Here is a 25,876-nt window from a genome sequence, read left to right as displayed (position 1 = left end):
CTGCTGCAGGAATCCACCCAGATCGCGCTGGACAACGTGCCGCTGATCCCGCTGCACTTCGAAAGCAGCATCTGGGCTTTCCGCAAGGGCATCACCTACGAAGGCCGCCGCGACCAGTACACGCTGGCCACCTCGGTCACGCCCGACCAGAAGTGATCAGGTCCGCCTGAACAAAAAACGGCTGCCTCACGCAGCCGTTTTTTCTTGGGCGGCAGCAAGCGCACGCAGCGCGCGCAGCGTGGGGGTTCCCCCCCCCTCCCCCCCCGCTCTATGCCGCCGCCCCTCCCTGCAGCGCCCGGTCCAGTTCGCTGGCCAGCAGTTCGACGAAGGCCTCCGCCGCCGGCGGCAGCACCCGGCCCGGCATCACCTGGATCTGCAAGGTGCGCGATTGCAGCTCGGCGTTGGAAATCGGCACGGCGATCAGTTCGTCGCGCCGCAGGCTCCAGGCGACCGAGATATAGCCGCTGAGCATGATGGCGTCCGAGCCGAACACGAAGCCGTGCAGGGGCGAGGAATCGTTGCAGGTCAGCGCCGGCTCCAGTTGCACCGACTCCAGGGCGCAGCCCATTTCGAAAAGCTGCCGCGTGGTGGTGCCGGGCCCCGTCAGCGCCAGCGGATACTGGCTGAGGTCCTGCAGGCTGACGCTGGCGCGGCCGGCCAGGGGGTGGTCGGCCGCCATCACCGCATGCACCGGCGCGCGGCGCGAATAGCGTGGGCTGACGCCGCTGATACGTTCGGCGATGAAAGCCATGCCCAGCTCCACGCTGCCTTCGGCCACCCGGCGGCTGACCTCGGCCGGCGAGCCGACGTGCAGGTCGAAGCGGATGTTCGGCCAATCGCGCCGGAAGCGCGCCATCACCGAGGGCAGGAAAATCCGCGCCACGCCCTCGACGGACGCCACCCGGATCTCGTTGCGCGCGGTGCCCTTGGCGGCCGCGATCTCCTGGAGCACCGACTCGGCCTCGAGCATGGTGCGCCGGGCATGCGCCAGCAACAGCTGGCCCGCCTCGCTCAAGACCATGCCGCGAGCCGTGCGCTCGAACAGGGGCGCGCCGGCCTCTTCCTCCAGCTTGGCGATCTGCCGGCTGATGGCCGAGACCGCCACGTGCAGTCGCTCGGAAGCGCCGCTCAGGCTGCCCGCCTGGGCAACTTCCAGAAAATACTTCAAGGCAATGCCGTGCACGTCCTACCCTCGTGGCCTGCGTGGATCGATGAAGCAAGCCTTGCCGTTTTTGCAAAGCTCCAGATAAATATTCTAATTGTAGAGAAAGCTGCCAAGCTCCTAGAATTCGCCAAATACTCGAAGGCGGCGCACCCTTGATGCGCCCCAGAAATAAGGGAAAACCCGTGTTCGCAGCCATTTCCAGCGCCCGCCGCGCCGCGGCGCACACGCTTGCCGGCGCCTAGCCGCCGTCCACGCGTCATCGCCTATACAATCCCGTCGCCTCATCGGAGTCCCCATGCCCACGCCCGCCCCCGCGTCCCTCCCGCGCCCTTTTCTTCTCGCCTGTCCGGACTTGTCGGCCGAGCGCGTGGGCAACACGGATACGCCCGGCGTCTGGCATTTCGACTCGGGCGCGCCGGGCAAGCGGGTCATGCTGAGCGCCCTGATCCACGGCAACGAACTCTGCGGAGCCTGGGCCTTGAAAGAGGCGCTGGGGGCCGGCCTGCGACCGCGCCGCGGCTCGTTGACGCTGGCGTTCTGCAATCTGGCTGCCTTCGACCGCTTCGATGCGGCCAACTACGCTCCCGCGCGCTTCGTCGATGAAGACATGAACCGCGTCTGGAGCGAGGACAAGCTGGGCGCGCCGGCCAGCCAGGAGCGCCGCCGGGCGGCCGAGCTCCGCCGATGGGTGGAACAGGCCGACTGGCTGCTGGATTTCCATTCGATGAGCAATTCCGACGTGCCGCTGCAGCTGACCGGCCTGGAACAGCGCAATATCGACCTGGCCCTGGCGCTGGGCAATCCCGCCACCATCATTGCCGACGCCGGCCACGCGGCGGGCGTGCGCATGCGCGACTACGGGCGCTTCGGCGAATCCGGCGACAACGGTACCCGCTCCCTGCTGATTGAATGCGGCTTCCATGGCGCGCCGCAAGCGCGCGACGTGGCCATCGACCAGATGGCGCGTTTCCTCGTGGCGGCCGGCGCCGTGGACCATGGCGACCTGCCCGCGGCCTGGTTCGCCTCCTCCGCCCCCTCGCAGCGCGCCCTGCGGGTCACGCACGCAATCGCCGCCAAGAGCGCAGACTTCCGCTTCGCCGAGCCCTGGAAGGGCCTGGAAACGCTGGCCGCGGCCGGCACCGTGATCGGCTGGTCCGAAGGCGAGCCCATCGTCACCCCCTATGACGACTGCGTGCTGATCATGCCCTCCACCGCCAATCTGCGGGCCGGCGTCACCGTCGTCCGGCTGGCCCAGGCCATCGGCTGACGGTCTCGGGGCGCCCGCGCAGCGGGCCGCCGCCATACAAGAATCGAGACAGCAAGGGAAAAACCATGTCCGCCAAGACGTTCTATCGCAGCATCCTCGCCGCCTGTACGCTGGCCGCCTGCGCGCCCGCGGCCCTGGCCCAGGACGCGTCCGCCACCTTGAAGATCGGCCTGTCCTCCGAGCCGACCTCGATGGACCCGCACTACCACCAGGCCACGCCCAACGACGCGATGACCTCGCACCTGTTCGAGACGCTGGTGGGGCAGGACGCCAAGATGAACCTGATTCCCCGGCTGGCCACGGCCTGGAAGCCGGTGGACGACACAACCTGGGAGTTCACGCTGCGCGACGGCGTCAAATTCTCCAACGGCCAGCCCTTCACGCCGCAGGACGTCATCTTCACCTTCTGCCGCGTGATGAACAACGAGCAGTCCATCGGCGGCTCGTACCCCGCCGTGGTCCAGAAGTTCGCCGACGTGCAGGTGCGCGACGGAAACAAGCTGGTGATCAAGACCCGCCGCCCCTACCCGCTGCTGCCCAACGACCTGACCCGCATGTCCATGCTGTGGAACGGCATCGTGGAGCATGGCCCCATCCGTTTCGACCTGACGAACAAATGCGGCGTGACCGGCGCCTGGCCCACCGTGGCCGATTTCAATACCGGCCGCGACGTGATCGGCACCGGGCCGTACACGCTGAAGTCCTACGTCAAGGGCACGGGCATCGAGCTGACGCGCAACGACGCCTACTGGGGCGACAAGCCGGCCTGGGCCAGCGTCAAGCTGGTTCCGGTGCCCGCGGCCGGCCCGCGCCTGACCGGCCTGCTCGCGGGCGACTTCGACCTGATCGAAAATCCCGCGGCGCGCGACGTGAAGCGCATTTCCGAAACCCCCGGCTTCGGCTACGTCCTCACGCCCTCGGTGCGCGTCGTATATTTCCAGTTCGACGTGGCGCGCAGCCCCAGCCCCACCGTCAAGGCGCCCGACGGCAAGAATCCGCTGCAGGACGTGCGCGTGCGCCGCGCGATTTCCATGGCGATCGACCGCAAGACCATTGCGGCCCGCATCATGGACGGCGCGGCCACCCCCGCCAACCAGTTCCTGCCCGACGGCATGTTCGGCACCCTGCCCCATCCGCCGGAACTGAAGTACGACCCCGAAGGCGCCAGGAAGCTGCTGGCCGAGGCCGGTTACCCGAACGGATTCGAACTGACCGTCTCGTCCACCAACGACCGCTACATCAACGACGCCCAGATCTCGCAGGCGGTGGCGCAATACCTGTCGCGCGTAGGCATCAAGACCACCGTGGACGCCATGACGCGCTCCGTGTATTTCCCCAAGCGGGCCAAGCGCGAATTCAGCTTCGCCATGGGCGGCTGGTCCTCCGAAACCGGCGAAGCCTCGTCTTTCCTACAATACTGGGTTACCGCGTTCGACAAGGAGCACGGCCTGGGCACCAGCAACTACGGGGGTTATGACAACCCCGAGTTCGACCGTGTGTTCAAGCGCGCCATCGTCACCGTGGATCCGGCTGAGCGGGCCAAGCTGCTGCAAGCGTCCCTGACCCTTGCGCTGGCCGACCTGCCCAGCATTCCCCTGCATTTCGAAAGCAGCATCTGGGCGTTCCGCAAAGGGCTGACGTACGAAGGCCGGGCAGACCAGTACACCCTGGCCATGTCGGCCAAGCCCGCCAGGTAAGCATCCGGCGCCCGCAACCTCTTCTGAGCCCACCAAGGAAATCATCACGTGGCCTTGTTCATTCTACGCAGACTGATCCAGAGTCTGTTCGTGCTGCTGGCCGTTTCGGTCGTGGTCTTCTTCGCGGTCTATGCCGTGGGCGATCCGATCGAACTGCTGGTCAGCCCCGAAGCCAGCCAGGCCGCACGCGAGGCGATGATCGCCCGCCTGGGCCTGGACCTGCCGGTATGGCAGCAGTACACAGGGTTCCTGTGGCGCGCGCTGCACGGCGACCTGGGCACCTCGTTCGTGCACGGCATTCCGGCCATCGAGCTGATCGTGCAGCGCATCCCCGCCACGTTCGAACTGGTGGTCGTGGCCATCCTGCTGACCTGTGTCTTCGGCATTCCGCTGGGGCTGATCGCGGGCCTGTACCGCGACCAGCCCCTGGGCCGCGGCATCATGGCGTCCTCGGTGCTGGGCTTTTCCCTGCCGAACTTCTGGCAGGGCATGATGCTGATCCTCCTCTTCGCCGTGTGGCTGGGCTGGCTGCCCGCCACCGGCCGCGGCGACACGGTCACCGTGCTGGGCGTGCGGCTTTCCATCCTGACCGCCGACGGCTGGTCGCACCTGATCATGCCCGCCATCAACCTGGCGCTGGCCAACATCGCGCTGGTGCTGCGCCTGACCGCCTCCGGCGTGGTGGAGGCCCGCAGCCAGGACTACGTGAAATTCGCCCGCGCCAAGGGCGTGAAGCCCGGACGCATCGTGCGTCGCCACATCCTGCGCAACATCCTGATCCCCGTGGTCACCGTCATCGGCATGGAGTTCGGCACCCTCATCGCCTACTCCACCATCACCGAGACCGTGTTCGCGTGGCCGGGCATGGGCAAGCTGCTCATCGACAGCGTCTACCAGCTCGACCGCCCCGTCGTCGTGGCCTACGTGATGCTGGTCACCCTGATCTTCGTGATCATCAACCTGGTCGTGGACATCCTGTACGCCACGCTCGATCCGCGCGTGCAGCTCGTGACTCCCGCTCAATAATCCGCCATGTCTCAATCTCCCAATCCCGGCCGCACCCGCACCGTCCAGCCCCTGGCCGAGACGCCGCGGCGCGCCGCCATCCTGAAGAAGCTGCACGCGCGCCCCACGGTGCGCGGCTCCGCCATCGCCCTGGCCATCCTGATCATCCTGGTGGTCTTCGCGCCGTACTTCGCGCCGCAGAACCCGTACGACCTCGCCAACCTCTCGCTGATGGACGGCCGCCTGGCGCCGCGCCAGGCGCTGATGGACGGCAGCATCGCCTGGCTCGGCACCGACGACCAGGGCCGCGACATGCTCAGCGCCATCCTGTATGGCCTGCGCATCAGCCTGATGGTGGGGCTGTCCGCCGTGGTGCTCGCCACCGCCGTGGGCGGGACCATCGGCCTGGTGGCCGCCTATGTGGGCGGCGTGGTCGACACGGTGCTGATGCGCATCGTGGACTTCATCCTGGGCTTCCCCACCATCCTGGTGGCGCTGGTGCTGCTGGTCGTGCTGGGGCGCGGGGTCGACAAGGTGATCCTCGCGCTGGTGCTGGTGCAGTGGGGCCACTACGCGCGCATCATGCGCAGCCGGGCCCTGCAGGAGCGCCGCAAGGAATACGTGGAAGCCGCCGCCAACCTGGGCTTCCCGGCCTGGCGCATCATGCTGTTCCATCTGCTGCCCAACTGCCTGGGCCCGGTCATGGTCTTCGCCACCATCCAGATCGCAACCGCCATCGCACTGGAAGCGACGCTGTCGTTCCTGGGCGTGGGCGTGCCCATCACCGAACCCTCGCTGGGCCTGTTGATCTCCAACGGCTTCCAGTACCTGCTGTCGGGCGACTACTGGATCAGCCTGTTCCCCGGCATTGCCCTGCTGGTGCTGATCCTCTCCATCAACATCGTGGGCGACCGCCTGCGCGAAAGCCTGGACCCGAAGCGATGAGGCCCACCCCCGAAGCGCTGCGCGCCTCCCCCCTCAAGGGGGCTTGCCTGCGGACCGGCCAAGCCGGCTCCGCGGCATCCCAATCGGGCGGCGCACGTTGCAAACGCTGCTGGCGGCGTAATGGACGAATGAAATGAGCGAAACACTACTTGAGGTGCGTGGCCTGCGCACCGCATTCCATACCGAAGCCGGCGCCTGGCTGGCGGTCGACGGCGTCGACCTGACCGTGCGCCGCGGCGAGATCGTCGGCCTGGTCGGCGAGTCCGGCTCCGGCAAGTCCGTCACGGGATTCTCGCTGCTGGGCCTGATCGACCCGCCCGGGGAAATCGTGGACGGCGAAGTGAAATTCAAGGGCGCGGACCTGCGCAAGCTGAGCGAAGAGCAGATGCGCCAGCTGCGCGGCGACCGTATCGCCATGATCTTCCAGGACCCTCTCATGACGCTCAATCCGGTGCTGCGCATCGGCGAGCAGATGATGGAAGCCATCCTCACCCACGAAGACGTGCCGCGCGCCGAAGCCGAAGCGCGTTGCCGCGAGGCGCTGGCCATGGTTGGCATTCCTTCGCCCGAAAAGCGCCTGAAGAGTTATCCCCACGAATTCTCCGGCGGCATGCGCCAGCGCGTGGCGATCGCGATCGCCATGCTGAACAAGCCCGACCTGATCATCTGCGATGAGCCCACGACGGCGCTGGACGTCACCATCCAGGGCCAGATCCTCTACCGCATGCAGGAGATCTGCCGCGAACACAACACGGCGCTGATCTGGATCACCCACGATCTGGGCGTGGTGGCCGAACTGGCCGACCGCGTGGCCGTGATGTACGCCGGCCGCATCGTCGAAAGCGGTCCTGTCGACCAGGTGCTGGACGCCCCCCGCCACCCCTATACCAGGGGTCTGCTCGACTCGATGCCCGGCGCCACGCAGCCCGGCGCGCGCCTGCACCAGATCAACGGCATGGCGCCCAGCCTGGCGGGCCGCCCCGTGGGCTGTGCGTTCCGTCCGCGCTGCTCCCATGCGGTCACGCGCTGCACCGAGCAAGCCCCCTCCATCACCACCGAAGGCCCGCGCAGCTACCGCTGCTACGTGCCGATTGCCCGCGAGGCCCAGTCAGCATGAGCCAAGCCGATACTCCCGTCATCGAGCTCAAGAATGTCCACAAGCGCTTCGAGCAGCGTCCCGACCTGGCCCAGCGCATCCTGGCCCTGACGGGCCGCCCGATCGACCGCCGCACCGTGTACGCGGTCAACGGCGTCGACCTTTCCATCAAGCGCGGCGAAGTGCTGGGCCTGGTCGGCGAATCCGGCTGCGGCAAGTCCACGCTGGGCCGCGTCGTGGCCGGCCTGCACCGCCAGACCGAAGGCGAACTGCTGTACCAGGGCCGGGACGCCCGCCAGTTGCGCGGCGCCGACAAGCTGGCGTACACGCTGGGCGTGCAGATGATCTTCCAGGACCCGCAGGCCTCGCTCAATCCGCGCCAGCGCCTGCGCCAGATCCTGGGCGAATCCCTCAAGGTCCACAAGCTGGCTCCCCCCGCCGACATTCCCGCGCGCATCGACCGCGCGCTCACGGAGGTGGGGCTGGACACCGAGTACCGCGACCGCTTCCCGCACCAGGTTTCCGGTGGCCAGCGCCAGCGCATCGGCATCGCCCGCGCCTTGATGGTGTCCCCCAAGTTCCTGGTCTGCGACGAGCCCGTGGCCGCGCTCGACGTGTCCATCCAGGCGCAGGTGATCAACCTGTTCATGGACCTGCGCGAGCAGCACGGCTTCACCTATCTGTTCATCAGCCACGACCTGGGCGTGGTCAAGCACATCTCGGATCGCGTCGCGATCATGTATCTGGGCAAGATCGTCGAGATCTCCACCTCGGCCGAGATCTTCGCGCACGCCAACCACCCCTATACCCAGGCCTTGATGGCCGAAGTGCCGGACGTGGGCCGCCGTGGCCGCAAATTCACGCCGATCAAGGGCGAGATCCCCTCGCCGCTGAATCCGCCGCCCGGCTGTACCTTCAATCCCCGCTGCCCCCATGCCATGCCCCGCTGCCGGGAACAGGCGCCGGAGCTGAAAGAAATCTCGGCAGGCCACTGGTCGGCCTGCCACCTGAACGAGGCGAATGCCTGATGAAACCCTCCGAAATGTCCAACGTCGACCGCATCGCCATCGAGCTGGGCCACGCCGGCCGCAACGCCATCCCGTATGTGGACGAGGACCGCAATTCCGACCGCCCCTTCAAGCTGCAGACGTACCGCCCCTACGGCTACACGCCCGACCGGCCCGTCGTCATCGTGCAGCACGGCGTGCTGCGCAACGGGGATGAATACCGCGATTTCTGGGTGGAAGCCGCGGACAAGCACAAACTGCTGATCGTGGCGCTGACCTTCTCCAACGAGATCTGGCCCGGCGTGGAAAGCTACAACAACGGCCGCGTGTTCTCGGCCGGCGGCAATCCGCGCCACGTCGACGGCTGGACCTACGCGCTGGTGGGCCGGGTCATCAAGGACCTGATCGCCGCCGAGATTACCGACGGCCAGAACGTATACCTGTTCGGCCACTCGGCGGGCGGCCAGTTCGTGCACCGCCTGATGAGCAGCCAGTCGCACGCGCCCTTCAAGGCCGTGGCCGCGGGCAATCCCGGCTGGTACACCCTGCCGACCTTCGACCACCCCTTCCCCGAAGGCATGGACGGGGTCGGCTTGACGGAAGACCACCTGGTCAAGCTCCTGGCCTACCCGATGACCATCCTGGCGGGCGACCAGGACATCGCCACCGATGACCCCAATCTGCCGTCCGAGCCCGCCGCCATGCGTCAGGGCCCGCACCGCTTTGCGCGCGCCCGGAACTACTTCGAGTTCGGGCGCAAGGAAGCGGAGCGCCGCGGCGTGCCGTTCGGCTGGAAGCTGCAGGTCGTGCCCGGCATCGGTCACGACGGCCGCGCCATGTCGGCGGTGTGCGCCAGCATCTGGTTCGACGGCAAGATGCCCGATGAAGCCGAGCTGGCCCGCCTGGCCGGCCAGCAGGTCGCCTGACCGATCCCACTTTTCCGTTGCACGAATCCGCTACCGCCATGTCCAATACCCAGAGCACTGAACAGATCGTCGCCGGCATCAAGAGCTGGCTGCAATGCGAATCGCCCTCGAACTTCCCCGAAGGCATCGCCGCCATGGCGCGCATCATCGCCGACTACGCCGCAGCCGCCGGCCTGACGGTGGAGCTGTCGTCGCTGGGTCCGGCCACGGGCCCGCTGCTGTACGCGACCAACCGCGCCCCCGGCGATACGCGCCCGGGGATCCTGATCCTGGCGCACATGGACACTGTGCACCCTGTGGGCACATTGCTCGAGAATCCGGTGCGCATCGAAGGCGACCGCCTCTACGGTCCCGGCGGCTACGACATGAAGGCCGGCATCTACCTGGCGCTGACGGCCCTGTCCGGCCTGGCCCGCCCCGGCGCGACCCGTCTGCCGGTGGATTTCCTGGTGGTGCCCGACGAAGAGACCGGCAGCCACGCCTCGCGCGCGCACATCGAACGCTTCGCCGCCAATGCCAAATACGCGCTGGTCTGCGAGCCGGCCCGCCCCAACGGGGGCAAGTGCGTCACGGCCCGCAAGGGCACCGGCATGCTGAACCTGAACGTCAAGGGCCGTCCGGCCCACGCCGGCATGCAGCACGAGAAGGGCCGCAGCGCCATTCGCGAAATGGCGCACCAGGTGCTGGCGCTGGAAGCCATGACCGATTACGAGCGCGGCATCACCGTCAGCGTCGGCACGATCGCGGGCGGCACCGTCACCAACACCGTGCCGGCGCTGTGCCGCTGCGTCGTGGACTTCCGCGTCCCCGACATGGGCGCCGCCCAGGACGTGCTGCGCCGCATGCGCGAACTGTGCGCGGTGGGCCCGGACGTCGAACTGGACATCGACGTGGAACTGAACCGCCCGCCGATGGTGAAGACCGAAGCCGCCGCGCAGTTGCTGGCGCTGGTGCAGGGCTACGCGGAACGCGCGGGCTTCCTGCTGGAGGACGCGCCGATGACCGGCGGCGGCAGCGACGCCAACTTCACCTCCGCCATGGGGATTCCCACGCTGGACGGACTGGGAGCCGACGGCGACGGCGCGCACACCTTGAATGAATACGTGCTGGTCTCGACACTGGAGCAGCGCCTCAAGTTCTGGGAATTGCTGCTGCGGGAATTGGCCTGACAGACCTCCGCGCCTGAGTGTCCCCCCTGGCACAGCGCCCCGGCGGCGGGCGCGGGCCGCTGCTGGCGCCCGCATTCGCCGTGCTCGCGCTTGCGCTGGCGCCCGAGGGCGCCAGCGCCGCCTGCGCGCGCGCAACGCCCCAGGCCTGCGATCCCGGCGGCGGCGCTCCAGCCGGTCCGCCCGCGCCCGTCCCGCCGCAGGGCGGGTTCGTCGCGATCGACAACTGGCAGCTGCTGGAAGGCAGCGGCGCCATGGCGCGCATCAAGCAACGCACCACGGGCGCCTACGGCGGCGGTGAGCTCGATGCCGGCGCCGGTTGGCGCCTGGGCGGCGCGCTGGGCGCCACCCGCAGCCGGATCCGGATCGACGCGCTCGCCGCCAAGGCGGCGGTCGACAGCTATAGCGCCACCGTCTACGGAAAGCGCGCTTGCGTCGCCGGCGCCGGGAAACTGAACCTGCTGGTCGCCGCGTCCTACGCCTGGCACGACATGGACACGACGCGCCATTTCGATGTGCCGGGCATATCCCAGACCCTGGAGGCGGACGTGAGCGCCAACACGGTGCTGGCCTTCACCGAGCTTGGCTATGAACTGGCGCTATCGCAGCGCGCCAGCCTGGAGCCGTTCGCCGGCCTGGCCTTCCGCGACGTGCGCACGCGCGGTTTTTCGGAGACAGGCGGATCGGCCGCGATCGACGCCGAGGGCGGACGGGTGGTCCAGACCACGACGACGCTGGGACTGCGCGGGCAGGCCGGCGTGTCGCTGGGGCCGGCGGCGGGCCGCGTGCACGCGCTGCTGGGCTGGCGCCGCGCCTTTGGCGACGTGGCGCCCGAAACCACGCTGGCGCTCGACGGCGGCGGCGTGCTGACGGTGGCCGGCGCCCCGCTCGCGCGCAGCGCGGCCTTGGCCGGACTGGGCGCCGAACTGGCGCTATCGCGCTCGGCGGCCATCGGGCTGGCCTATGGGGGCCAGTACGGCGGCGGCATGCGCGAACACATGGCGTCGCTGAGCTTGCGCTGGGCTTTCGGCAGCCTCTGACCGCGCCGCCGCCCGCATCGGGCACGCGCGCTTTTCGCCTAGAATTATTCCCCCCAGACCGCGCTCTCGTCCCGTCATCATGTCCGATTCCCCCATGCCCATCAGCGCCATCGCCTATGGCATCGCCACGCTGGCCGCCGACGGCAGCATCCTGGACACCTGGTATCCCCGTCCATCGCTCGCCGACAACTCCCCCGCCACCGGCACCCGTCACCTGACGCCGGAAGAAGCCCGCGCCGCGCTCGGCGAGCACGTGTCGACCTCCCTCGTCCGGGACACCCGCCGCAAAGTGGACATCGTGGCCGTGCGTACCGCCATCGCGTCGCTGGACGAGCCGCCGGCGGACGCGCATGACGCCTACCTGCGCCTGCACCTGCTCAGCCACCGGCTGATCCGCCCGCACGACGCCAACCTGGATGGCCTGTTCAACGTGCTGTCCAACGTGGCGTGGACGTCCGCGGGGCCCTGCGCGGTCGACCAGGTGGATGCCCTGCGCTGGCAGTTGCGCGCATCCGGCCAGGTGCTGGAGATCCGGGGCGTGGACAAGATTCCCCGCATGACCGATTACGTCGTGCCCGGCGGCGTGCGCATCGCCGATACGGCGCGCGTGCGGCTGGGCGCGCACCTCTCGCCCGGCACCACGGTACTGCACGAAGGCTTCTGCAATTTCAACGCGGGCACGCTGGGCGCCTCGATGGTCGAGGGCCGCATCAGCGCAGGGGTCATCGTGGGCGACGGCAGCGACATCGGCGGCGGCGCATCCATCATGGGCACCATGTCAGGCGGGGGCAAGCAGGTGGTTTCCATCGGCAAGCGCTGCCTGCTTGGCGCGAATTCCGGCATCGGCATTTCGCTGGGCGACGATTGCGTGGTGGAGGCCGGCTGCTACATCACCGCGGGAACGCGCGTGCTGACGCCGGAGGGCGCGGTGGTGAAAGCAACCTCGCTGGCGGGCCAGCACGGGCTGCTGTTTCGCCGCAACTCGCAGACCGGCGCCGTGGAGTGCCTGGTGCGCACCGCCGCCTGGGGCACGCTGAATCCCGATCTGCATACGGGACACTGACTCCGCGGCGCGGGACTACCCTGCTCAGGCGTATTCCGCCGTCCGTCCCAACTGGTCGTAGACCAGGTTCACGAACAGGTCGGAGCTGAGCAGGCGCGCCGCCGGGCACGAAAAGACGGTATTGCCGTCCTCGTCCTGCAGACTGATCGTCTCCGTCCAGCGGTTCAGGTCGATGCGCTTGAGCGATTCGTACGGCCATGTGGCGCCGCCCAGGTGCAGGCCTTCGGCAGACAGGGCCAGCTCCTGCGTTTCCACGTCCGGGAAGCCGCCGCTGCGGATATAGCGGAACGCGACCCGCGCGCCGTCCGCGATCGCCGCTTCCAGCACGGGCAGACGCTGCGCGACGTAGCGCGAGCGGAACGCGTCCATCAACTTGCTGAATTCGCCGACCTCGGCAGGCACCCGGGTCCAGCCGCGCGCCGCGTGGGTGCGGTAGGCAAAACTATCGATCAGGCCGCAGGCCGCATCCGGCCCCGCGGCGAACAGGCAAAGGTCCTGGATGTCTGCAAATGCGGTGTAAGTGCGCGCGTCGCCCTGTCGGCAGACAACGCCATGCTCATGCAACTCAAAGCAATCCGGGGCGCTCCCCGTGTGGTTAAACACCGCCAGCGCGATAGAGGCCTGCGGGGTTTTGCTATCGGTCATGCAACTTCCTTATTGGAATTAGGGTGCTTTCGCGGCCCAGGACGTCGCAAAGTCATGCGATCCGTATTCTCCCTCATATGAGAGATACGTGCTTGATGCCCCTATTTTCCAGCGTCTTCCGGCCTTCGAGGCGGACTCACGCTCCCGGCGGCACCGGCGCGAACGGATAGTGCGCGATCTGCCCGTGCCCCGCGATGATGGCGGTGGCTTCGGGCACTTCCTCCCAGGCCCCGGGCATCTCGCTCAAGGGTTCGGACAGCAGCAGGAAAGCATCGTCGTCCAGCGCCGCGATCTGTGGATTGTCGGGATACAACTGGCGCAGATGGCGCACGCAGGTGTTGTGGAACAGCGTGCGCGAGTCCGTCTCGCTGGAATAGCGCACGGCGATCAGGCGCTGGCCGTCCAGCGCGCAGACGGTCATGTTGATGGGATGCGCCACCCCATGCCGTCTGCCCGTCTCTTCCACCGCGCCCACCATGCGGGCCAGCGCCGCCAGCGGGTCTTCCTCCAGGCCGAAGCTGAGCGCCAGCAGGAACATCACCTCGGAATCCGTCGATCCCTCCAGGGAGCCGAAATACGCGGGCGCGATCATCAGCATCAGATCGCGCCTGAGCAGCGGGTAGTCGCGGATGACGCCGTTGTGCACGAACAGCCACTGCCCGTGGCGGAACGGATGGCAGTTGGTCTCCTGCGCGGGCGTGTCGGTGGCGGCGCGGATGTGCGCCACGAACAGCGGCGCATGGATCGCGCGCGCCGCCTCGCGCAGATTGCGGTCGTTCCAGGCGGGATGCACGCTGCGGTAGCGAAATGGCGGCTCCAGCGGCTGGCCCTCATGCTGCCGGCCGTACCAACCCAGGCCGAATCCATCCCCGTTGGTGGTGGTGGCGCCCAGGCGCGCGTGCAGGCTCTGGTCGATCAGGGAGTGCTTGGCCTTGAAAAGCACGCTCTCCATCTGGATGGGACTACCGCTATAGGCTAGCCAACGGCACATGACGCGCTCCTTCTTTCCGGCGTGGATCCCGCGCGCAAACCGCGGAATGCGCGCTCCAGTGTAGAAGCAGCCCGCGACGTTCCACAAGCGCCCCGCCGGCGGCTGCGCAGCCAGCCGGCCCCTATTTCTTCAGCAGCGCCTTCAGCATGGCCATGCGCTCTTTCGGATTCATGGCGGCGGTGGCCTCGTCCTCCTGGATGCGGACATCGCCCAGGCCCATTTCCTCGATGAAGCGGGACGGCTCGCGCACCAGGTCCTCGCGCGCGCGGCGGCGGCGCTTGCACCAGCTCAGGTTCAGGCTGCGCTGCGCGCGCGTGATGCCCACGTACATCAGCCGGCGCTCTTCCTGGATGCGCGTGGCCAGGTTCTCCGCCGCGCGCGCCGGATCGCCGACTTCGTCGTCCTTGCCCAGGTGCGGCAGCAGGCCTTCCTCGACGCCCGCCAGGTATACGTGCGGATACTCCAGCCCCTTGGACGCGTGCAGCGTGGACATCTTCACCGCGTCGGGCTCTTCTTCCTCGCCACGTTCCAGCATGGTGACCAACGCCACGTGCTGAACCAGGTCGAAGAGCGTCATGTCGTCTTCTTCGGCCTTGCGCTTGAGCCAGCCGGTCAGCTCCTGCACGTTCTGCCAGCGCGTCTGCGCGGGCCGTTCCTCGAACAGTTCGTACAGATGGCGCTCGTACTGGATGGCCTCCAGCAGGTCGTCCAGGATCACGCCCGCGGGTTCGGCGGGCGCGGCGTCCTTGCCCGAGGCCGCGCCCCGCCCGGCGCGCCACTGCATGCGGCGGATGAACTCGGCAAACGTCCGCAGCGGCTCCAGCTGGCGCGGCGCGAGCAGGCTTTCCAGGCCGGTTTCGGCCACCGCCGCCAGCAGCGACAGCTCCCGGGTGGCGGCATACTGCCCCAGCACCTGCAGCGTGGCCTGCCCGATGCCGCGCTTGGGCGTGGTCGCCGCGCGGATGAACGCGGGGTCGTCATCGTCATTGGCAAGCAGGCGCAGATAGGCCAGCACGTCGCGCACTTCCGCCTTGTCGAAAAAGCTCTGGCCGCCCGAGATCGTGTACGGGATCTTGAGGTTGCGCAGCGCCTGCTCCAGGATGCGGGACTGGTGATTGCTGCGGTAGAGGATGGCGAAATCCTTCCATTGCGCCTGGCGTTCGAAGCGGGCAGCCGACACCTTCATCGCGATGGATTCCGCCTCGTGCTCCTCGCCATCCATCGCCGAGACCAGGATGGGCTCGCCCACGCCCAGATCGGACCACAGCTTCTTGTCGAACAGCTTGGGATTCTTCTCGATCACCTGGTTCGCGGCGGCGAGGATGCGCTGGACCGAGCGGTAGTTCTGCTCCAGCTTGATGAGCTTGATGTTGGGATAGTCGGTCGTCAGCTTGGCCAGGTTCTCGATGGTCGCGCCGCGCCAGGCGTAGATGGCCTGGTCGTCGTCGCCCACCGCCGTGAACATGGCGCGCGGCCCCGTCAGCAGCTGCACCAGCCGGTATTGGCACACGTTGGTGTCCTGGTATTCGTCCACCAGCAGGTAGCGCACGCGGTTCTGCCAGCGGGTGCGCACCTCTTCGTTGTTGGCCAGCAAGAGGGCGGGAATGCGGATCAGGTCGTCGAAATCCACGGCCTGGTAGGCCGCCAGCGTGGCCGCATAGCTGCGGTACACGTTGGCCGCCTCCACGTCGCCCGGCGTGATGGCCTCGCGCGCCGCGTCGTCCGGCTCCATCAGCGCGTTCTTCCACAAGGAGATGATGCCCTGCACGTGGCGCAGCCGCGCCTTGTCGGTAGTGCCCAGCAGCTCCTGGATGATGGCCATGGCGTCGTCGGCGTCCAGGATGGAGAACGTGGGCTTCAGCCCGGCATTGCGCGCCTCTTCGCGCAGCATCTTCACGCCCAGCGAATGGAAGGTGCTGATGATCAGGCCCTTGGACAGCTTGCGGTCCACCAGGGTCTTCACGCGCTCGTCCATTTCGCGCGCGGCCTTGTTGGTAAAGGTCAGCGCCACCACGTTGCGGCCCATGTAGCCGCATTCACGCAGGAGGTACGCGATCTTCTGCGTGATCACCCGCGTCTTGCCGCTGCCGGCGCCGGCCAGCACCAGGCAGGGGCCGTCCAGGTAAAGCACCGCTTCCTTCTGAGCGGGGTTCATGCCTTGGCCAATCGGTTCGCTTGCGGACATTTGAGTCGGATAGTCATGCATCGCGACGGCCGCAATGGAGGCGCGGCCGGCAAGCACGGGGCTTGCGGCCGCCCGTCAGCGGGCCGGTAATGCGCGAGAAAAAGGGGACGGGTGCAGCCGCCGCAGCGGGCCTGCCGCGCCAGCGCGATAGAGGAGAAAGATCATAGAACAATCGAGCCGAAGGCGCATGGGCGCCCTTCAGATCTCCAGCGGGTCGACTTCCAGCTGCCAGCGCACGCGGGCCTCGTTGGCCAGGTACGGCAGATGGTGCGACCACGACGCCAGGAATGCCTGCAGGGCCGGGCGGCTGCTGCTTTCGGCCAGCAACTGCGCGCGCTCGATATTGGCCACGCGAACCACGCGCAAGGGGACGGGGTCGTACAGCATGATCGCGTCCAGGCCCGGGAAATCGGCCTTCCATTCCCCCTCGGGCAATGCCCGCGCCCGCTCCAGGAACTCCTGGGCTACCTTCAGTTCACGCGCCTCCGCGGTGAGCAGCGCCTGGTAGACGAAAGGCGGCAAGCCGGTGCTTTCGCGCTCGTGCAGGGCATGGCGGGCAAAGCCCGCGTAATCGTGCCGCAGCAGCGCCTGGTAGACCGGCTGCTCGGGGTAGTTGGTCTGGATCAGGACCTCGCCGTTGCCCTGGTGCCGGCCCGCGCGGCCGGCCACCTGCATCAACTGCGCGAACAGGCGTTCCGGCGCGCGGAAATCATGGGCGAACAGCATCGAATCCGCGTTCAGCACCCCCACTAGTCCAAGCCGCGCGAAATCGTGGCCCTTGGCCACCATCTGCGTGCCCACCAGGATGTCCACCTCGCCGGCGTGCACCGACGCGAACAGCGCCTCGGCACTGCCCTTCTTGCGCGTGCTGTCCGCATCGATGCGCAGGATGCGGGCGTCCGGAAAGAGGTCGGCCAGGTGCTCCTCCACGCGCTGCGTGCCGCGTCCCATGGGCGCCAGGTCCTGGTCGCCGCATTCGGGGCAGGCGCGCGGCACCGGCGCCTGGTAGCCGCAATGATGGCATTGCAGGCGATGGCCGCGGCCGTCGGTGCGGTGCAGGACGGTGAACGCGGTGCAGCGCGGGCAATTGCTCACCCAGGCGCAGGACTGGCAATGCAGCACCGGGGAATAGCCGCGCCGGTTCAGGAAGATCAACGACTGTTCCTTGCGTTCCAGTCGCTGGCCGATGGCGTCCAGCAGCTGCGGCGACATCCCCTGCTTCAGTTGCAACCGCCGTGTGTCCACCAGGCTCACGGAGGGCAGGCTGCTGGCGCGGGCGCGCCCCGGCAGGCTCAGCCGCAGGTAGCGGCCGCGCTCGGCGTGCTGCCAGGTTTCCAGCGACGGCGTGGCGGATCCGAGCACCACGGGAATGCCCAGGTCATGCGCGCGCCACACGGCAAGGTCGCGCGCCGAGTAGCGCAGGCCGTCCTGCTGTTTGTACGAAGCGTCGTGCTCTTCGTCCACCACGATCAGACCCAGTTCGCCCATGGGAGCGAAGATCGACATGCGGGTGCCCAGCAGCATGCGCGCCTGGCCGCGCTGGGCGCGGGTCCAGGCCTGCAGGCGTTCGCCGTCGGACAGGCCGCTATGCATGACGGCCAGCCCGTCCGGCCCGACCAGCGCTTCCAGGCGCGCGCGCAGCGCGGCTTCCAGCTGGGGGGTCAGGTTGATCTCGGGCACCATCAGCAGCACCTGGCGCCCGGCGGCCAGCACCTTCTCGGCCGCCTGCAGATACACCTCGGTCTTGCCGCTGCCCGTCACGCCATGCAGCAGCACCGGCTTGAACCCGTCCAGGGCGCCGATGGTATCCACGGCCTCGCGTTGCGCGTCATTGAGCGCCGGGGGCTCGTCGGCGGCGGCCGGCGCGCGCGCGGTCTTGCGCTTGCGCCCGTCCATCCTGGCCACCGGCCCGCCCGCCGAACGCTTGCCTTGATAGGCAGCGGGCTTGCGCAGCGGCGGCGGCAGCGTGGGCAACATTACCTCGCCCAGCGGCCGCTGGTAGTAGTCCGCGGCGAAGCGGGCCAGGCGCAGCCAGCCTTCGTCGAAGGGCGGCAGGTCATCCAATACCTCTTCGATCGGACGGATCTGCTTCGGGTCGTAGGAAGGTTCGGCCGGGTTATCCACCACGACGCCGATGAGCTTGCGGCGCCCGAAAGGGACGATGACCCGCAGGCCCACCGCGACCGGCGCGTCGCTCCGATAGTCGAAGGGGCCCGGCAAGGGCACGTCCAGCGCCACCCGCACCCAGCAGACTGCCGGGAGAGTCATGGTCGCCTGCGCTTCAGACATGGGGGCTTGGATGGTGCATAGGGGAGGATGAGCCTGGCTGACGCTCCCCTGGCCCGTCCCCTCCTGTGGATAACTTTGGGGAAAAGGCTGGAGCAACGTCGAAAATTGGAATAAGGCAAGATTTCGCGAACATATGAAATCTTGTTGGAAATCCATGTTTTATCTTGAAAAACAACAACTTATGAAGTCTTTCAAGATTGTAAACTAGCTTCTAAAGGGTTTTCCCCGAGAGCAATCTTGCTGTGCACAAGTGCGCGCTGCTTCGGCCCTGAGGGCCGAAGCGTTCACTTACTTACCCCCGCAGCGAACGGCTGTGTTGGTGGACTTCATCGACCAATTCGGCTACGGCTTCCGGCGGAGTGAAACGGGAAATGCCATGCCCCAGATTGAAGACGTGGCCGCCCTTGCCCACCGGGCCGAAGGCGTCCAGCACCCGCCGGGCTTCCGCGCGGATGGCGGCGGCGCCCCCGAACAAGGCCATCGGATCCAGGTTGCCCTGGAAGGCCACGGAGTCGCCCGTGCGGCGGCGCGCGGCGGCCAGATCCACCGTCCAGTCCAGGCCGACGGCATCGCAGCCGCAGGCGGCGATCTCTTCCAGCCATTGGCCGCCGCCCTTGGTGAACACGATGACCGGCACGCGCCGGCCTTCGTTTTCGCGCTTCAGGCCTGCCACGACCTTCCTGGTGTAGGCCAGCGAGAATTGCTGGAACAGGCCATCGGCCAGCACGCCGCCCCAGCTGTCGAACAGCATCACGGCTTGCGCGCCGGCGGCGATCTGCGCGTTCAGGTATTGCAGCGTGGCCTCGGCGTTGATTTCCAGGATGCGGTGCAGCAGGTCGGGCCGCGCGTACAGCATGGTCTTGATCAGGCGGTAGTCGTCGCTGCCCTGGCCTTCGACCATATAGCAGGCGATCGTCCAGGGGCTGCCGGCGAAGCCGATCAGCGGCACCTTGCCGTCCAGTTCGCGCCGGATCACGCCCACGGCGTCGAAAACATAGCGCAGCTTGTCCATGTCCGGCACCGCCAGGCGCGCCACGTCTTCCTCCGTGCGCACCGGGCGGGCGAAGCGCGGGCCCTCGCCCTCGGCGAAGTCCAGCCCCAGGCCCATGGCGTGCGGCACGGTCAGGATGTCGGAGAACAGGATGGCCGCGTCCAGATCGAAACGCTCCAGCGGCTGCAGCGTGACTTCCGCGGCATAGTCCGGGTTCTGAGCGAGGCCCATGAAAGAACCCGCGCGGGCCCGCGTCTGGCGGTACTCGGGCAGGTAGCGTCCCGCCTGGCGCATCAGCCAGATGGGGGTGTAGGGCACGGGCTCGCGCAGCAGCGAGCGCAAGAACACATCGTTCTTCAAGACGGAAGCAGACACGACTATCCTCGATGATCGGAAGCCGTGATTTTACTTCCCCTGGCTGACAAGGCGCGGCGGCCTGCCCAGGCGGACTTGCCCGGGCGCAAGCCGGACGCTTTTGGCGGACCTGCCCGGCGCCGTGCGCCGCGCCGGTATCAGTCTTCGCGCTCCTGAGCGGCCTGCCGGTACGGAGCCGCCTCGATGCCGTGTTTGCGCATCAGCGCCCAGAACGCCCGCCGATGCTTGCTGCAGGCGCGGGCCGCCTGCGCGACGTTGCCGCCATGCCGCGACAACGCCAGGCGGATGTAGTCGCGCTCGAAGCCGTCGACCACCCGGGCCTTGGCCGTGCGGAAGGATTCCTGCATGCTGCGGTGATGCGGGTTGCGCAGGTGGGACAAGGCCTGCTCGACCACGTCCGCCGCCACCCGAGGCCGGGACGGGACTGGTTGCCAGAGGCCGTCGGCGGCCGCCGGCCGAGCCGTTGCGGGATAGCTCGCCGGGGGCTCCCGCAGGCTTGCCTGCCGCGCGTCGCGCCACGAGGCCGGCTTGGCCAGGCGGCCGAGCCGCACGCGCATGGTTTCCTGGCACACAGGCTGCATCATGAAATCCCGGGCGCCCAGGCTCAGCAGGTCTTCGATGGCGGGCGCCTTTACGTCGTGGACAAGAAGGAGGACCGGCGTGCTCAGCGCATCGCCGGCCTGCTGCAGGGCCATCCGGGTCCAGGCGAGCGATGCAGGCGCCACGGGCAGGATGCAGGCATCGTAGCGTTTCAGCGCTACCGCCAGCCGCCCGAGCGCGCGCACGTCCGGGCCTTCCGGCGTCGCGGGCTCCTGGGGCGCCGGCGCGGCGAGCGCGTGGCGCTGGGGGTTCAGGGACACCAGGTGCAGCCGCAGGCGCGTCTTGCCGACGGGATGCCGCCCGACCCAGTCGCGCATGGCCCCTTCCTGGCCTGGCGCCAGCAGGACCCCGCAATCCAGAACGTCTCGCACACGAGCCTCCTATGCTTGATGGAACCAAGCCGAAGGCTACTGGCCAGGCGTGCCGCGCGGCTATTCGTACTGAACGCATTGCGGTCGCCCTCCGCGACGCGCACGCGCCCGGCGCAATGAAAAAAGCGGCCCCGGGGGGCCGCTTTCTTTGGATCCGGGGCGCGCCCCGGACGAGCAATGCGCCGCTTAGTGCGTACGGCCGCCTTGGCGCAGCTTGCGCGCCGCGATGGCTTGCGCAGCCAGCATGGCGAGCTCGGCTTCGACGACGGCGATGTCCGCCTTGTCCTTGGCGTTCGCCAGGGCCTCTTCGGCCTTCTGGCGCGCTTCCAAGGCGCGGGCTTCGTCCAGGTCGGCTGCACGGATGGCCGTATCGGCCAGAACCGTGACGCTGCCCGGTTGCACTTCCAGAATGCCACCGGCGACGAAGACGTTTTCCTCGCCCTGGTCGGCGCGAACGATCTTGACCGTTCCGGGGCGGATGCGCGAGATCAGCGGGGTGTGGCCGGGCAGAATGCCCAGCTCGCCCGACTCGCCAGGCAGAACCACGAACTTCGCCTCACCGGAGAAGATCGCTTCCTCTGCGCTGACCACATCGACATGCAGGGTAGCCATAGTGGATCCTTATTGCAGTTTCTTGGCCTTCTCGAAGGCCTCGTCGATCGTGCCGACCATGTAGAAGGCCTGCTCGGGCAGCGAATCGCATTCGCCGTTGACGATCATCTTGAAGCCGCGGATGGTTTCGGCCAGCGGCACGTACTTGCCGGGCGAACCGGTGAACACTTCGGCCACGTGGAACGGCTGGGACAGGAAACGCTGGATCTTACGAGCGCGGGCCACGGCCTGCTTGTCTTCCGGCGACAGTTCGTCCATGCCCAGAATCGCGATGATGTCGCGCAGTTCCTTGTAGCGCTGCAGCGTCTGCTGCACGCCACGAGCCACGGCGTAGTGCTCTTCGCCCACGACTTGCGGGTCGAGCTGGCGGCTGGACGAGTCCAGCGGGTCCACGGCCGGGTAGATACCCAGGGCGGCGATGTCACGCGACAGCACGACGGTCGAGTCCAAGTGCTGGAAGGTCGTGGCGGGCGACGGGTCGGTCAAGTCGTCAGCAGGCACGTACACGGCCTGGATCGAGGTGATCGAGCCGGTCTTGGTCGAGGTGATGCGCTCTTGCAGAACGCCCATTTCCTCGGCCAGCGTGGGCTGGTAGCCCACCGCCGACGGCATACGGCCCAGCAGAGCGGACACTTCGGTACCGGCCAGGGTGTAGCGGTAGATGTTGTCGACGAAGAACAGGATGTCGCGGCCTTCGTCGCGGAACTTCTCGGCCATCGTCAGGCCGGTCAGCGCCACGCGCAGACGGTTGCCCGGGGGTTCGTTCATCTGACCGAACACCATCGCAACCTTGTCCAGAACGTTCGACTCTTCCATTTCGTGGTAGAAGTCGTTGCCTTCACGGGTACGCTCACCCACGCCGGCAAACACCGACAAACCGCTGTGCTGCTTGGCGATGTTGTTGATGAGTTCCATCATGTTCACGGTCTTGCCCACGCCGGCGCCGCCGAACAGGCCGACCTTGCCGCCCTTGGCGAACGGGCAGACCAGGTCAATAACCTTGATGCCGGTTTCCAGCAGTTCCACCGACGGCGACAGTTCGTCGAAACGGGGAGCCGGCTGGTGAATGCCACGCTTTTCTTCGTGCTGGATCGGGCCGGCTTCGTCGATGGGACGACCCAGCACGTCCATGATGCGGCCCAGCGTGCCGGTGCCGACGGGCACCGAGATCGGGGCGCCCGTGCCGGCGACCTTCATGCCGCGGCGCAGACCGTCGCTGGAGCCCAGCGCAATGGTACGCACCACGCCGTCGCCCAGCTGTTGCTGCACTTCCAGCGTCAGACCCTTTTCGGCGAACGAGGAACCCTCGTCGGCCAGAGTAAGCGCTTCGTAGATCTTGGGCATGTGATCGCGGGGGAACTGAATATCCACCACGGCGCCGATGCACTGAACGATGGTTCCGTTGCTCATGTCGATTCCTTGATATTTTGACGGGATACTGCCCGGTTTACACCGCGGCAGCGCCCCCTACGATTTCCGAAATTTCCTTGGTGATCGCGGCCTGACGGGTCTTGTTGTAGACCAGCTGCAGATCGCCGATGACCTTCTTGGCGTTGTCCGACGCCGCCTTCATGGCGACCATCCGGGCCGACTGCTCCGAAGCCATGTTCTCGGCCACGGCTTGGTACAGCAGGCCTTCAACGTAACGCTGCAGCAGGTCGTCGATCACGCTACGGGCGTCGGGTTCGTAGATGTAATCCCAGCTGTATTCCGACTTCACTTCCGAGGTCTTGGCCAGGCTCTCGGCGCCCGTCTGGTACGGATCTTCCAAACCACTGGCCAGGGGCAGCAGACGCAGGAACAGCGGCTCCTGCTTCATCGTGTTGACGAAGCGGGTCGAAGCCACGTACAGCGCGTCGATGCGGCCTTCCAGGTAGGCGTCCAGCTGCACCTTGATCGCGCCCAGCAGGCGGTCCAGTTGCGGCTTGTCGCCCAGTTGCACTTCCTGGGAAACCAGTTTGGCGCCGATACGGGTCAGCACACCCACGCCCTTGTTGCCGAAAGCGGTCGCTTGCACGGCGATGCCGTCTTTCTCGAACTCTTTCAGCTTGCCCAACATCACGCGGGTGATGTTGGTGTTCAAGCCGCCGCACAAACCCTTGTCGGTCGTCACCATGACCACGCCGACCGCCTTGATTTCGCGTTCGACCAGGTACGGGTGGCTGTACTCGGGATTGGCCTGCATCAGGTGCGCAGCAATCTCGCGCACCTTGGTGGCGTACGGACGGCCTGCACGCATCCGCTCCTGCGCCTTGCGCATCTTGGATGCGGCGACCATTTCCATCGCCTTGGTGATCTTGCGCGTGTTTTGCACGCTCTTGATCTTGGTTCGGATTTCCTTAATTCCGGGCATTGCGCTTTCCTGTGAAGACTGGCCGATGGGTTCCGCTCGCGCCTCAACCATCCGGGAAGGATGGGTGAGGCGCCTGGGACGCCTAACCCATCACTTTCTTAAAAAGCACCGTGCTTCTTGAATTCCTGAACGGCGGCGGCCAGTTCGGCCTCGTCGTCCTTGGACAGTTCCTTGGTGTCTTCGATGCGCTGGATCAGAGCAGCGTGCTTGCTCTTGAGCTGATCCTTCAGCGACTTCTCGAACGACAGCACTTGGGCCACGTCCACGTCATCCAGGTAGCCGTTGTTGACCGTGTACAGCGTGACGGCCAGTTCCCACACTTGCAGCGGCTGGTATTGCGGCTGCTTGAGCAGTTCGACCACGCGCTTGCCGCGCTCGAGCTGGCGACGGGTGGCGTCGTCCAGGTCGGAGGCGAACTGCGCGAAGGCGGCCAGTTCACGGTACTGCGCCAGGTCGGTACGGATACCGCCGGACAGCTTCTTGACGACCTTGGTCTGGGCAGCGCCACCGACGCGCGACACCGAGATACCGGCGTTGATTGCGGGGCGGACACCGGCGTTGAACAGGTCGGTTTCCAGGAAGATCTGGCCGTCGGTGATCGAGATCACGTTGGTCGGAACGAAGGCCGACACGTCGCCGGCCTGCGTTTCGATGATCGGCAGCGCGGTCAGCGAGCCGGTCTTGCCCTTGACGGCGCCGTTGGTGAACTTCTCGACGTACTCTTCGTTGACGCGAGCGGCACGCTCCAGCAGGCGCGAGTGCAGGTAGAACACGTCGCCCGGGTAGGCTTCGCGGCCCGGCGGACGGCGCAGCAGCAGCGAGACCTGGCGGTAGGCCCAGGCTTGCTTGGTCAGGTCGTCATAGACGATCAGGGCGTCTTCGCCGCGATCGCGGAAGTATTCGCCCATCGTGCAGCCGGCGTAGGCGGCCAGGTACTGCATGGCGGCCGAGTCGGAGGCCGAGGCGGCCACGACGATGGTGTATTCCATGGCGCCGTGCTCTTCGAGCTTGCGCACCACGTTGTTGATGGTCGATGCCTTCTGGCCGATGGCGACGTACACGCAGGTGACGTCCTTGCCCTTCTGGCTGATGATGGTGTCGACGGCGACGGCGGTCTTGCCGGTCTGGCGGTCACCGATGATCAGTTCGCGCTGGCCGCGGCCGATCGGAACCATCGAGTCGATCGCCTTGACACCGGTCTGCAGAGGTTGCGACACCGAGCGGCGGGCGATGACGCCGGGGGCCACTTTCTCGATGATGTCGGTTTCCTTGGCGTTGATCGGGCCCTTGCCGTCGATCGGCAGACCCAGCGTGTTCACCACGCGGCCACGCAGTTCGGGGCCGACCGGCACTTCCAGAATGCGGCCGGTCGTCTTGACCTGGTCGCCTTCCGACACGCCGGTGTAGTCGCCCAGAATCACGGCGCCGACGGAGTCGCGCTCGAGGTTCAGTGCCAGACCGAAAACATTGTTGGGGAACTCGAGCATTTCGCCCTGCATCACGTCGGACAAGCCGTGGATGCGGGTAATACCGTCGGTCACGGAGACGACGGTACCTTGGGTACGAACATCAGTCGAAGCGCCCAGGCCCTCGATGCGGCTCTTGAGCAGTTCGCTGATCTCGGAGGGATTGAGTTGCATATTGACTCCTGGAATCCTGTTAGTTGCCTTAAGCGGCGAGCTGATCGCGCATGCGGGCCAACTGGGCTTGTACGGAAGTATCGAGCACTTGGTCACCGACGGCCACGCGCACGCCGCCAATCAGCGACGGATCGACGGTGACGCTGGGCTTGAGCTTGAGACCGAATTTTTGTTCGAGCGCGGCAACCAGTTCTTGGACCTGGGCATCGCTCATCTCGAACGCGCTGGTGATTTCCGCCTGCGCCGTGCCGTCGTGTTGATTCCGCAGCGCCGCGAATTGCGTGGCGATGTCCGGCAGCAGCAGCAGCCGGTCGTTCTCGACCAGCAACGCGATGAAATTGCGGGCGGCTTGAGGCAGTTCGGCCTTGATCAGGCCGGAAAACAGCTCGACGCGCTGCTTGTCGCCCAGACGCGGATCGGCCATGGCCTCGCGCACGTCGGGGTTGG

22 protein-coding genes are annotated in these 25,876 nt (G+C 67.1%); 10 read left to right on the top strand and 12 right to left on the bottom strand.

Annotated features, from left to right (window positions below; translation table 11 throughout):
* Positions 1 to 268: 268 nt before the first annotated feature.
* A complete protein-coding gene (locus ACN6PJ_RS28940) occupies positions 269 to 1,183 on the bottom strand; it encodes a LysR family transcriptional regulator (RefSeq protein WP_427999173.1) in 915 nt (304 codons plus the stop codon).
* Positions 1,184 to 1,460: 277 nt separating this feature from the next.
* On the opposite strand from ACN6PJ_RS28940, the gene ACN6PJ_RS28935 reads away from it, so the two are divergent.
* From ACN6PJ_RS28935 to dapD, 10 genes are all read left to right on the top strand, one after another.
* Positions 1,461 to 2,432, top strand: coding sequence for a succinylglutamate desuccinylase (locus tag ACN6PJ_RS28935; protein ID WP_427999172.1), 972 nt, complete (start codon positions 1,461 to 1,463; stop codon positions 2,430 to 2,432).
* Positions 2,433 to 2,497: 65 nt separating this feature from the next.
* Positions 2,498 to 4,129: an ABC transporter substrate-binding protein gene (locus ACN6PJ_RS28930; RefSeq protein WP_427999171.1), complete on the top strand. Its 1,632-nt coding sequence runs from the start codon at positions 2,498 to 2,500 to the stop codon at positions 4,127 to 4,129.
* A 48-nt stretch (positions 4,130 to 4,177) separates the two neighbouring features.
* Positions 4,178 to 5,155, top strand: coding sequence for an ABC transporter permease (locus tag ACN6PJ_RS28925; protein ID WP_088156731.1), 978 nt, complete (start codon positions 4,178 to 4,180; stop codon positions 5,153 to 5,155).
* A gap of 6 nt (positions 5,156 to 5,161) precedes the next feature.
* Positions 5,162 to 6,079 carry an ABC transporter permease gene (locus tag ACN6PJ_RS28920; protein ID WP_427999170.1) on the top strand — a complete coding sequence of 306 codons (918 nt, stop codon included), beginning with the start codon at positions 5,162 to 5,164 and terminating at the stop codon, positions 6,077 to 6,079.
* Between the two features lie 133 nt (positions 6,080 to 6,212).
* Positions 6,213 to 7,196 carry an ABC transporter ATP-binding protein gene (locus ACN6PJ_RS28915; protein ID WP_427999169.1) on the top strand — a complete coding sequence of 328 codons (984 nt, stop codon included), beginning with the start codon at positions 6,213 to 6,215 and terminating at the stop codon, positions 7,194 to 7,196.
* Positions 7,193 to 8,203: an ABC transporter ATP-binding protein gene (locus tag ACN6PJ_RS28910; protein ID WP_427999168.1), complete on the top strand. Its 1,011-nt coding sequence runs from the start codon at positions 7,193 to 7,195 to the stop codon at positions 8,201 to 8,203. The genes ACN6PJ_RS28915 and ACN6PJ_RS28910 overlap by 4 nt, the downstream gene beginning before the upstream one ends.
* Positions 8,203 to 9,108, top strand: a complete 906-nt coding sequence (locus ACN6PJ_RS28905; protein ID WP_427999167.1) for a prolyl oligopeptidase family serine peptidase — start codon at positions 8,203 to 8,205, stop codon at positions 9,106 to 9,108. Before ACN6PJ_RS28910 ends, ACN6PJ_RS28905 begins: the two co-directional genes overlap by 1 nt.
* Positions 9,109 to 9,146: 38 nt before the next feature.
* Entirely contained in the window at positions 9,147 to 10,277 is a 1,131-nt protein-coding gene (locus tag ACN6PJ_RS28900; protein ID WP_427999166.1) for a M20 family metallopeptidase, read from the top strand.
* Between the two features lie 17 nt (positions 10,278 to 10,294).
* On the top strand, positions 10,295 to 11,314 hold the full coding sequence (locus tag ACN6PJ_RS28895) for an autotransporter outer membrane beta-barrel domain-containing protein (protein WP_427999165.1): 1,020 nt from the start codon (positions 10,295 to 10,297) through the stop codon (positions 11,312 to 11,314).
* Between the two features lie 79 nt (positions 11,315 to 11,393).
* On the top strand, positions 11,394 to 12,377 hold the full coding sequence (gene dapD, locus ACN6PJ_RS28890; RefSeq protein ID WP_427999163.1) for a 2,3,4,5-tetrahydropyridine-2,6-dicarboxylate N-succinyltransferase: 984 nt from the start codon (positions 11,394 to 11,396) through the stop codon (positions 12,375 to 12,377).
* A 24-nt stretch (positions 12,378 to 12,401) separates the two neighbouring features.
* Here the strand turns inward: dapD and ACN6PJ_RS28885 are convergent, their stop codons facing one another.
* From ACN6PJ_RS28885 to ACN6PJ_RS28835, 11 genes are all read right to left on the bottom strand, one after another.
* The gene (locus tag ACN6PJ_RS28885; protein WP_427999162.1) at positions 12,402 to 13,022 is read right to left on the bottom strand and encodes a hypothetical protein; all 621 of its coding nucleotides are present in this window, start codon (positions 13,020 to 13,022) and stop codon (positions 12,402 to 12,404) included.
* A gap of 136 nt (positions 13,023 to 13,158) precedes the next feature.
* A complete protein-coding gene (locus ACN6PJ_RS28880) occupies positions 13,159 to 14,013 on the bottom strand; it encodes a class II glutamine amidotransferase (RefSeq protein WP_427999161.1) in 855 nt (284 codons plus the stop codon).
* A gap of 121 nt (positions 14,014 to 14,134) precedes the next feature.
* Positions 14,135 to 16,198, bottom strand: a complete 2,064-nt coding sequence (locus ACN6PJ_RS28875) for a UvrD-helicase domain-containing protein (protein WP_427999160.1) — start codon at positions 16,196 to 16,198, stop codon at positions 14,135 to 14,137.
* A 198-nt stretch (positions 16,199 to 16,396) separates the two neighbouring features.
* Complete coding sequence (locus tag ACN6PJ_RS28870; RefSeq protein ID WP_427999159.1) at positions 16,397 to 18,466, bottom strand: primosomal protein N'; 2,070 nt, start codon at positions 18,464 to 18,466, stop codon at positions 16,397 to 16,399.
* Between the two features lie 313 nt (positions 18,467 to 18,779).
* Positions 18,780 to 19,853 (bottom strand): uroporphyrinogen decarboxylase, encoded by a 1,074-nt coding sequence (gene hemE / locus ACN6PJ_RS28865; protein ID WP_427999158.1) that lies wholly within the window; start codon positions 19,851 to 19,853, stop codon positions 18,780 to 18,782.
* 137 nt (positions 19,854 to 19,990) lie between these two features.
* Positions 19,991 to 20,824, bottom strand: a complete 834-nt coding sequence (locus tag ACN6PJ_RS28860; protein ID WP_427999157.1) for a helix-turn-helix domain-containing protein — start codon at positions 20,822 to 20,824, stop codon at positions 19,991 to 19,993.
* A 186-nt stretch (positions 20,825 to 21,010) separates the two neighbouring features.
* On the bottom strand, positions 21,011 to 21,436 hold the full coding sequence (locus ACN6PJ_RS28855) for a F0F1 ATP synthase subunit epsilon (RefSeq protein WP_427999156.1): 426 nt from the start codon (positions 21,434 to 21,436) through the stop codon (positions 21,011 to 21,013).
* A 9-nt stretch (positions 21,437 to 21,445) separates the two neighbouring features.
* Complete coding sequence (gene atpD, locus ACN6PJ_RS28850; protein ID WP_427999155.1) at positions 21,446 to 22,846, bottom strand: F0F1 ATP synthase subunit beta; 1,401 nt, start codon at positions 22,844 to 22,846, stop codon at positions 21,446 to 21,448.
* Between the two features lie 37 nt (positions 22,847 to 22,883).
* Positions 22,884 to 23,789 (bottom strand): F0F1 ATP synthase subunit gamma, encoded by a 906-nt coding sequence (gene atpG / locus ACN6PJ_RS28845; RefSeq protein WP_427999154.1) that lies wholly within the window; start codon positions 23,787 to 23,789, stop codon positions 22,884 to 22,886.
* 98 nt (positions 23,790 to 23,887) lie between these two features.
* On the bottom strand, positions 23,888 to 25,429 hold the full coding sequence (gene atpA / locus ACN6PJ_RS28840; RefSeq protein ID WP_427999153.1) for a F0F1 ATP synthase subunit alpha: 1,542 nt from the start codon (positions 25,427 to 25,429) through the stop codon (positions 23,888 to 23,890).
* Positions 25,430 to 25,457: 28 nt separating this feature from the next.
* The coding region (locus ACN6PJ_RS28835; RefSeq protein WP_427999152.1) for a F0F1 ATP synthase subunit delta at positions 25,458 to 25,876 on the bottom strand (419 nt) is incomplete at its 5' end.

This window comes from Achromobacter sp. (assembly GCF_050285585.1).
In the GTDB taxonomy this organism is placed as follows: Bacteria; Pseudomonadota; Gammaproteobacteria; order Burkholderiales; family Burkholderiaceae_B; genus Achromobacter.
Note: the sequence above shows the minus strand (reverse complement) of the source record. Positions and strands in the feature narration are given on the sequence as shown.

Coding starts and splice junctions, on each gene's coding strand:
- ACN6PJ_RS28935 (WP_427999172.1), top strand. CDS start 1,461: ATGCCCACGCCCGCCCCCGCGTCCCTCCCGCGCCCTTTTCTTCTCGCC.
- ACN6PJ_RS28930 (WP_427999171.1), top strand. CDS start 2,498: ATGTCCGCCAAGACGTTCTATCGCAGCATCCTCGCCGCCTGTACGCTG.
- ACN6PJ_RS28920 (WP_427999170.1), top strand. CDS start 5,162: ATGTCTCAATCTCCCAATCCCGGCCGCACCCGCACCGTCCAGCCCCTG.
- ACN6PJ_RS28915 (WP_427999169.1), top strand. CDS start 6,213: ATGAGCGAAACACTACTTGAGGTGCGTGGCCTGCGCACCGCATTCCAT.
- ACN6PJ_RS28910 (WP_427999168.1), top strand. CDS start 7,193: ATGAGCCAAGCCGATACTCCCGTCATCGAGCTCAAGAATGTCCACAAG.
- ACN6PJ_RS28905 (WP_427999167.1), top strand. CDS start 8,203: ATGAAACCCTCCGAAATGTCCAACGTCGACCGCATCGCCATCGAGCTG.
- ACN6PJ_RS28900 (WP_427999166.1), top strand. CDS start 9,147: ATGTCCAATACCCAGAGCACTGAACAGATCGTCGCCGGCATCAAGAGC.
- dapD (WP_427999163.1), top strand. CDS start 11,394: ATGTCCGATTCCCCCATGCCCATCAGCGCCATCGCCTATGGCATCGCC.
- ACN6PJ_RS28885 (WP_427999162.1), bottom strand. CDS start 13,022: ATGACCGATAGCAAAACCCCGCAGGCCTCTATCGCGCTGGCGGTGTTT.
- ACN6PJ_RS28880 (WP_427999161.1), bottom strand. CDS start 14,013: ATGTGCCGTTGGCTAGCCTATAGCGGTAGTCCCATCCAGATGGAGAGC.
- ACN6PJ_RS28875 (WP_427999160.1), bottom strand. CDS start 16,198: ATGTCCGCAAGCGAACCGATTGGCCAAGGCATGAACCCCGCTCAGAAG.
- ACN6PJ_RS28870 (WP_427999159.1), bottom strand. CDS start 18,466: ATGACTCTCCCGGCAGTCTGCTGGGTGCGGGTGGCGCTGGACGTGCCC.
- ACN6PJ_RS28855 (WP_427999156.1), bottom strand. CDS start 21,436: ATGGCTACCCTGCATGTCGATGTGGTCAGCGCAGAGGAAGCGATCTTC.
- atpD (WP_427999155.1), bottom strand. CDS start 22,846: ATGAGCAACGGAACCATCGTTCAGTGCATCGGCGCCGTGGTGGATATT.
- atpG (WP_427999154.1), bottom strand. CDS start 23,789: ATGCCCGGAATTAAGGAAATCCGAACCAAGATCAAGAGCGTGCAAAAC.
- atpA (WP_427999153.1), bottom strand. CDS start 25,429: ATGCAACTCAATCCCTCCGAGATCAGCGAACTGCTCAAGAGCCGCATC.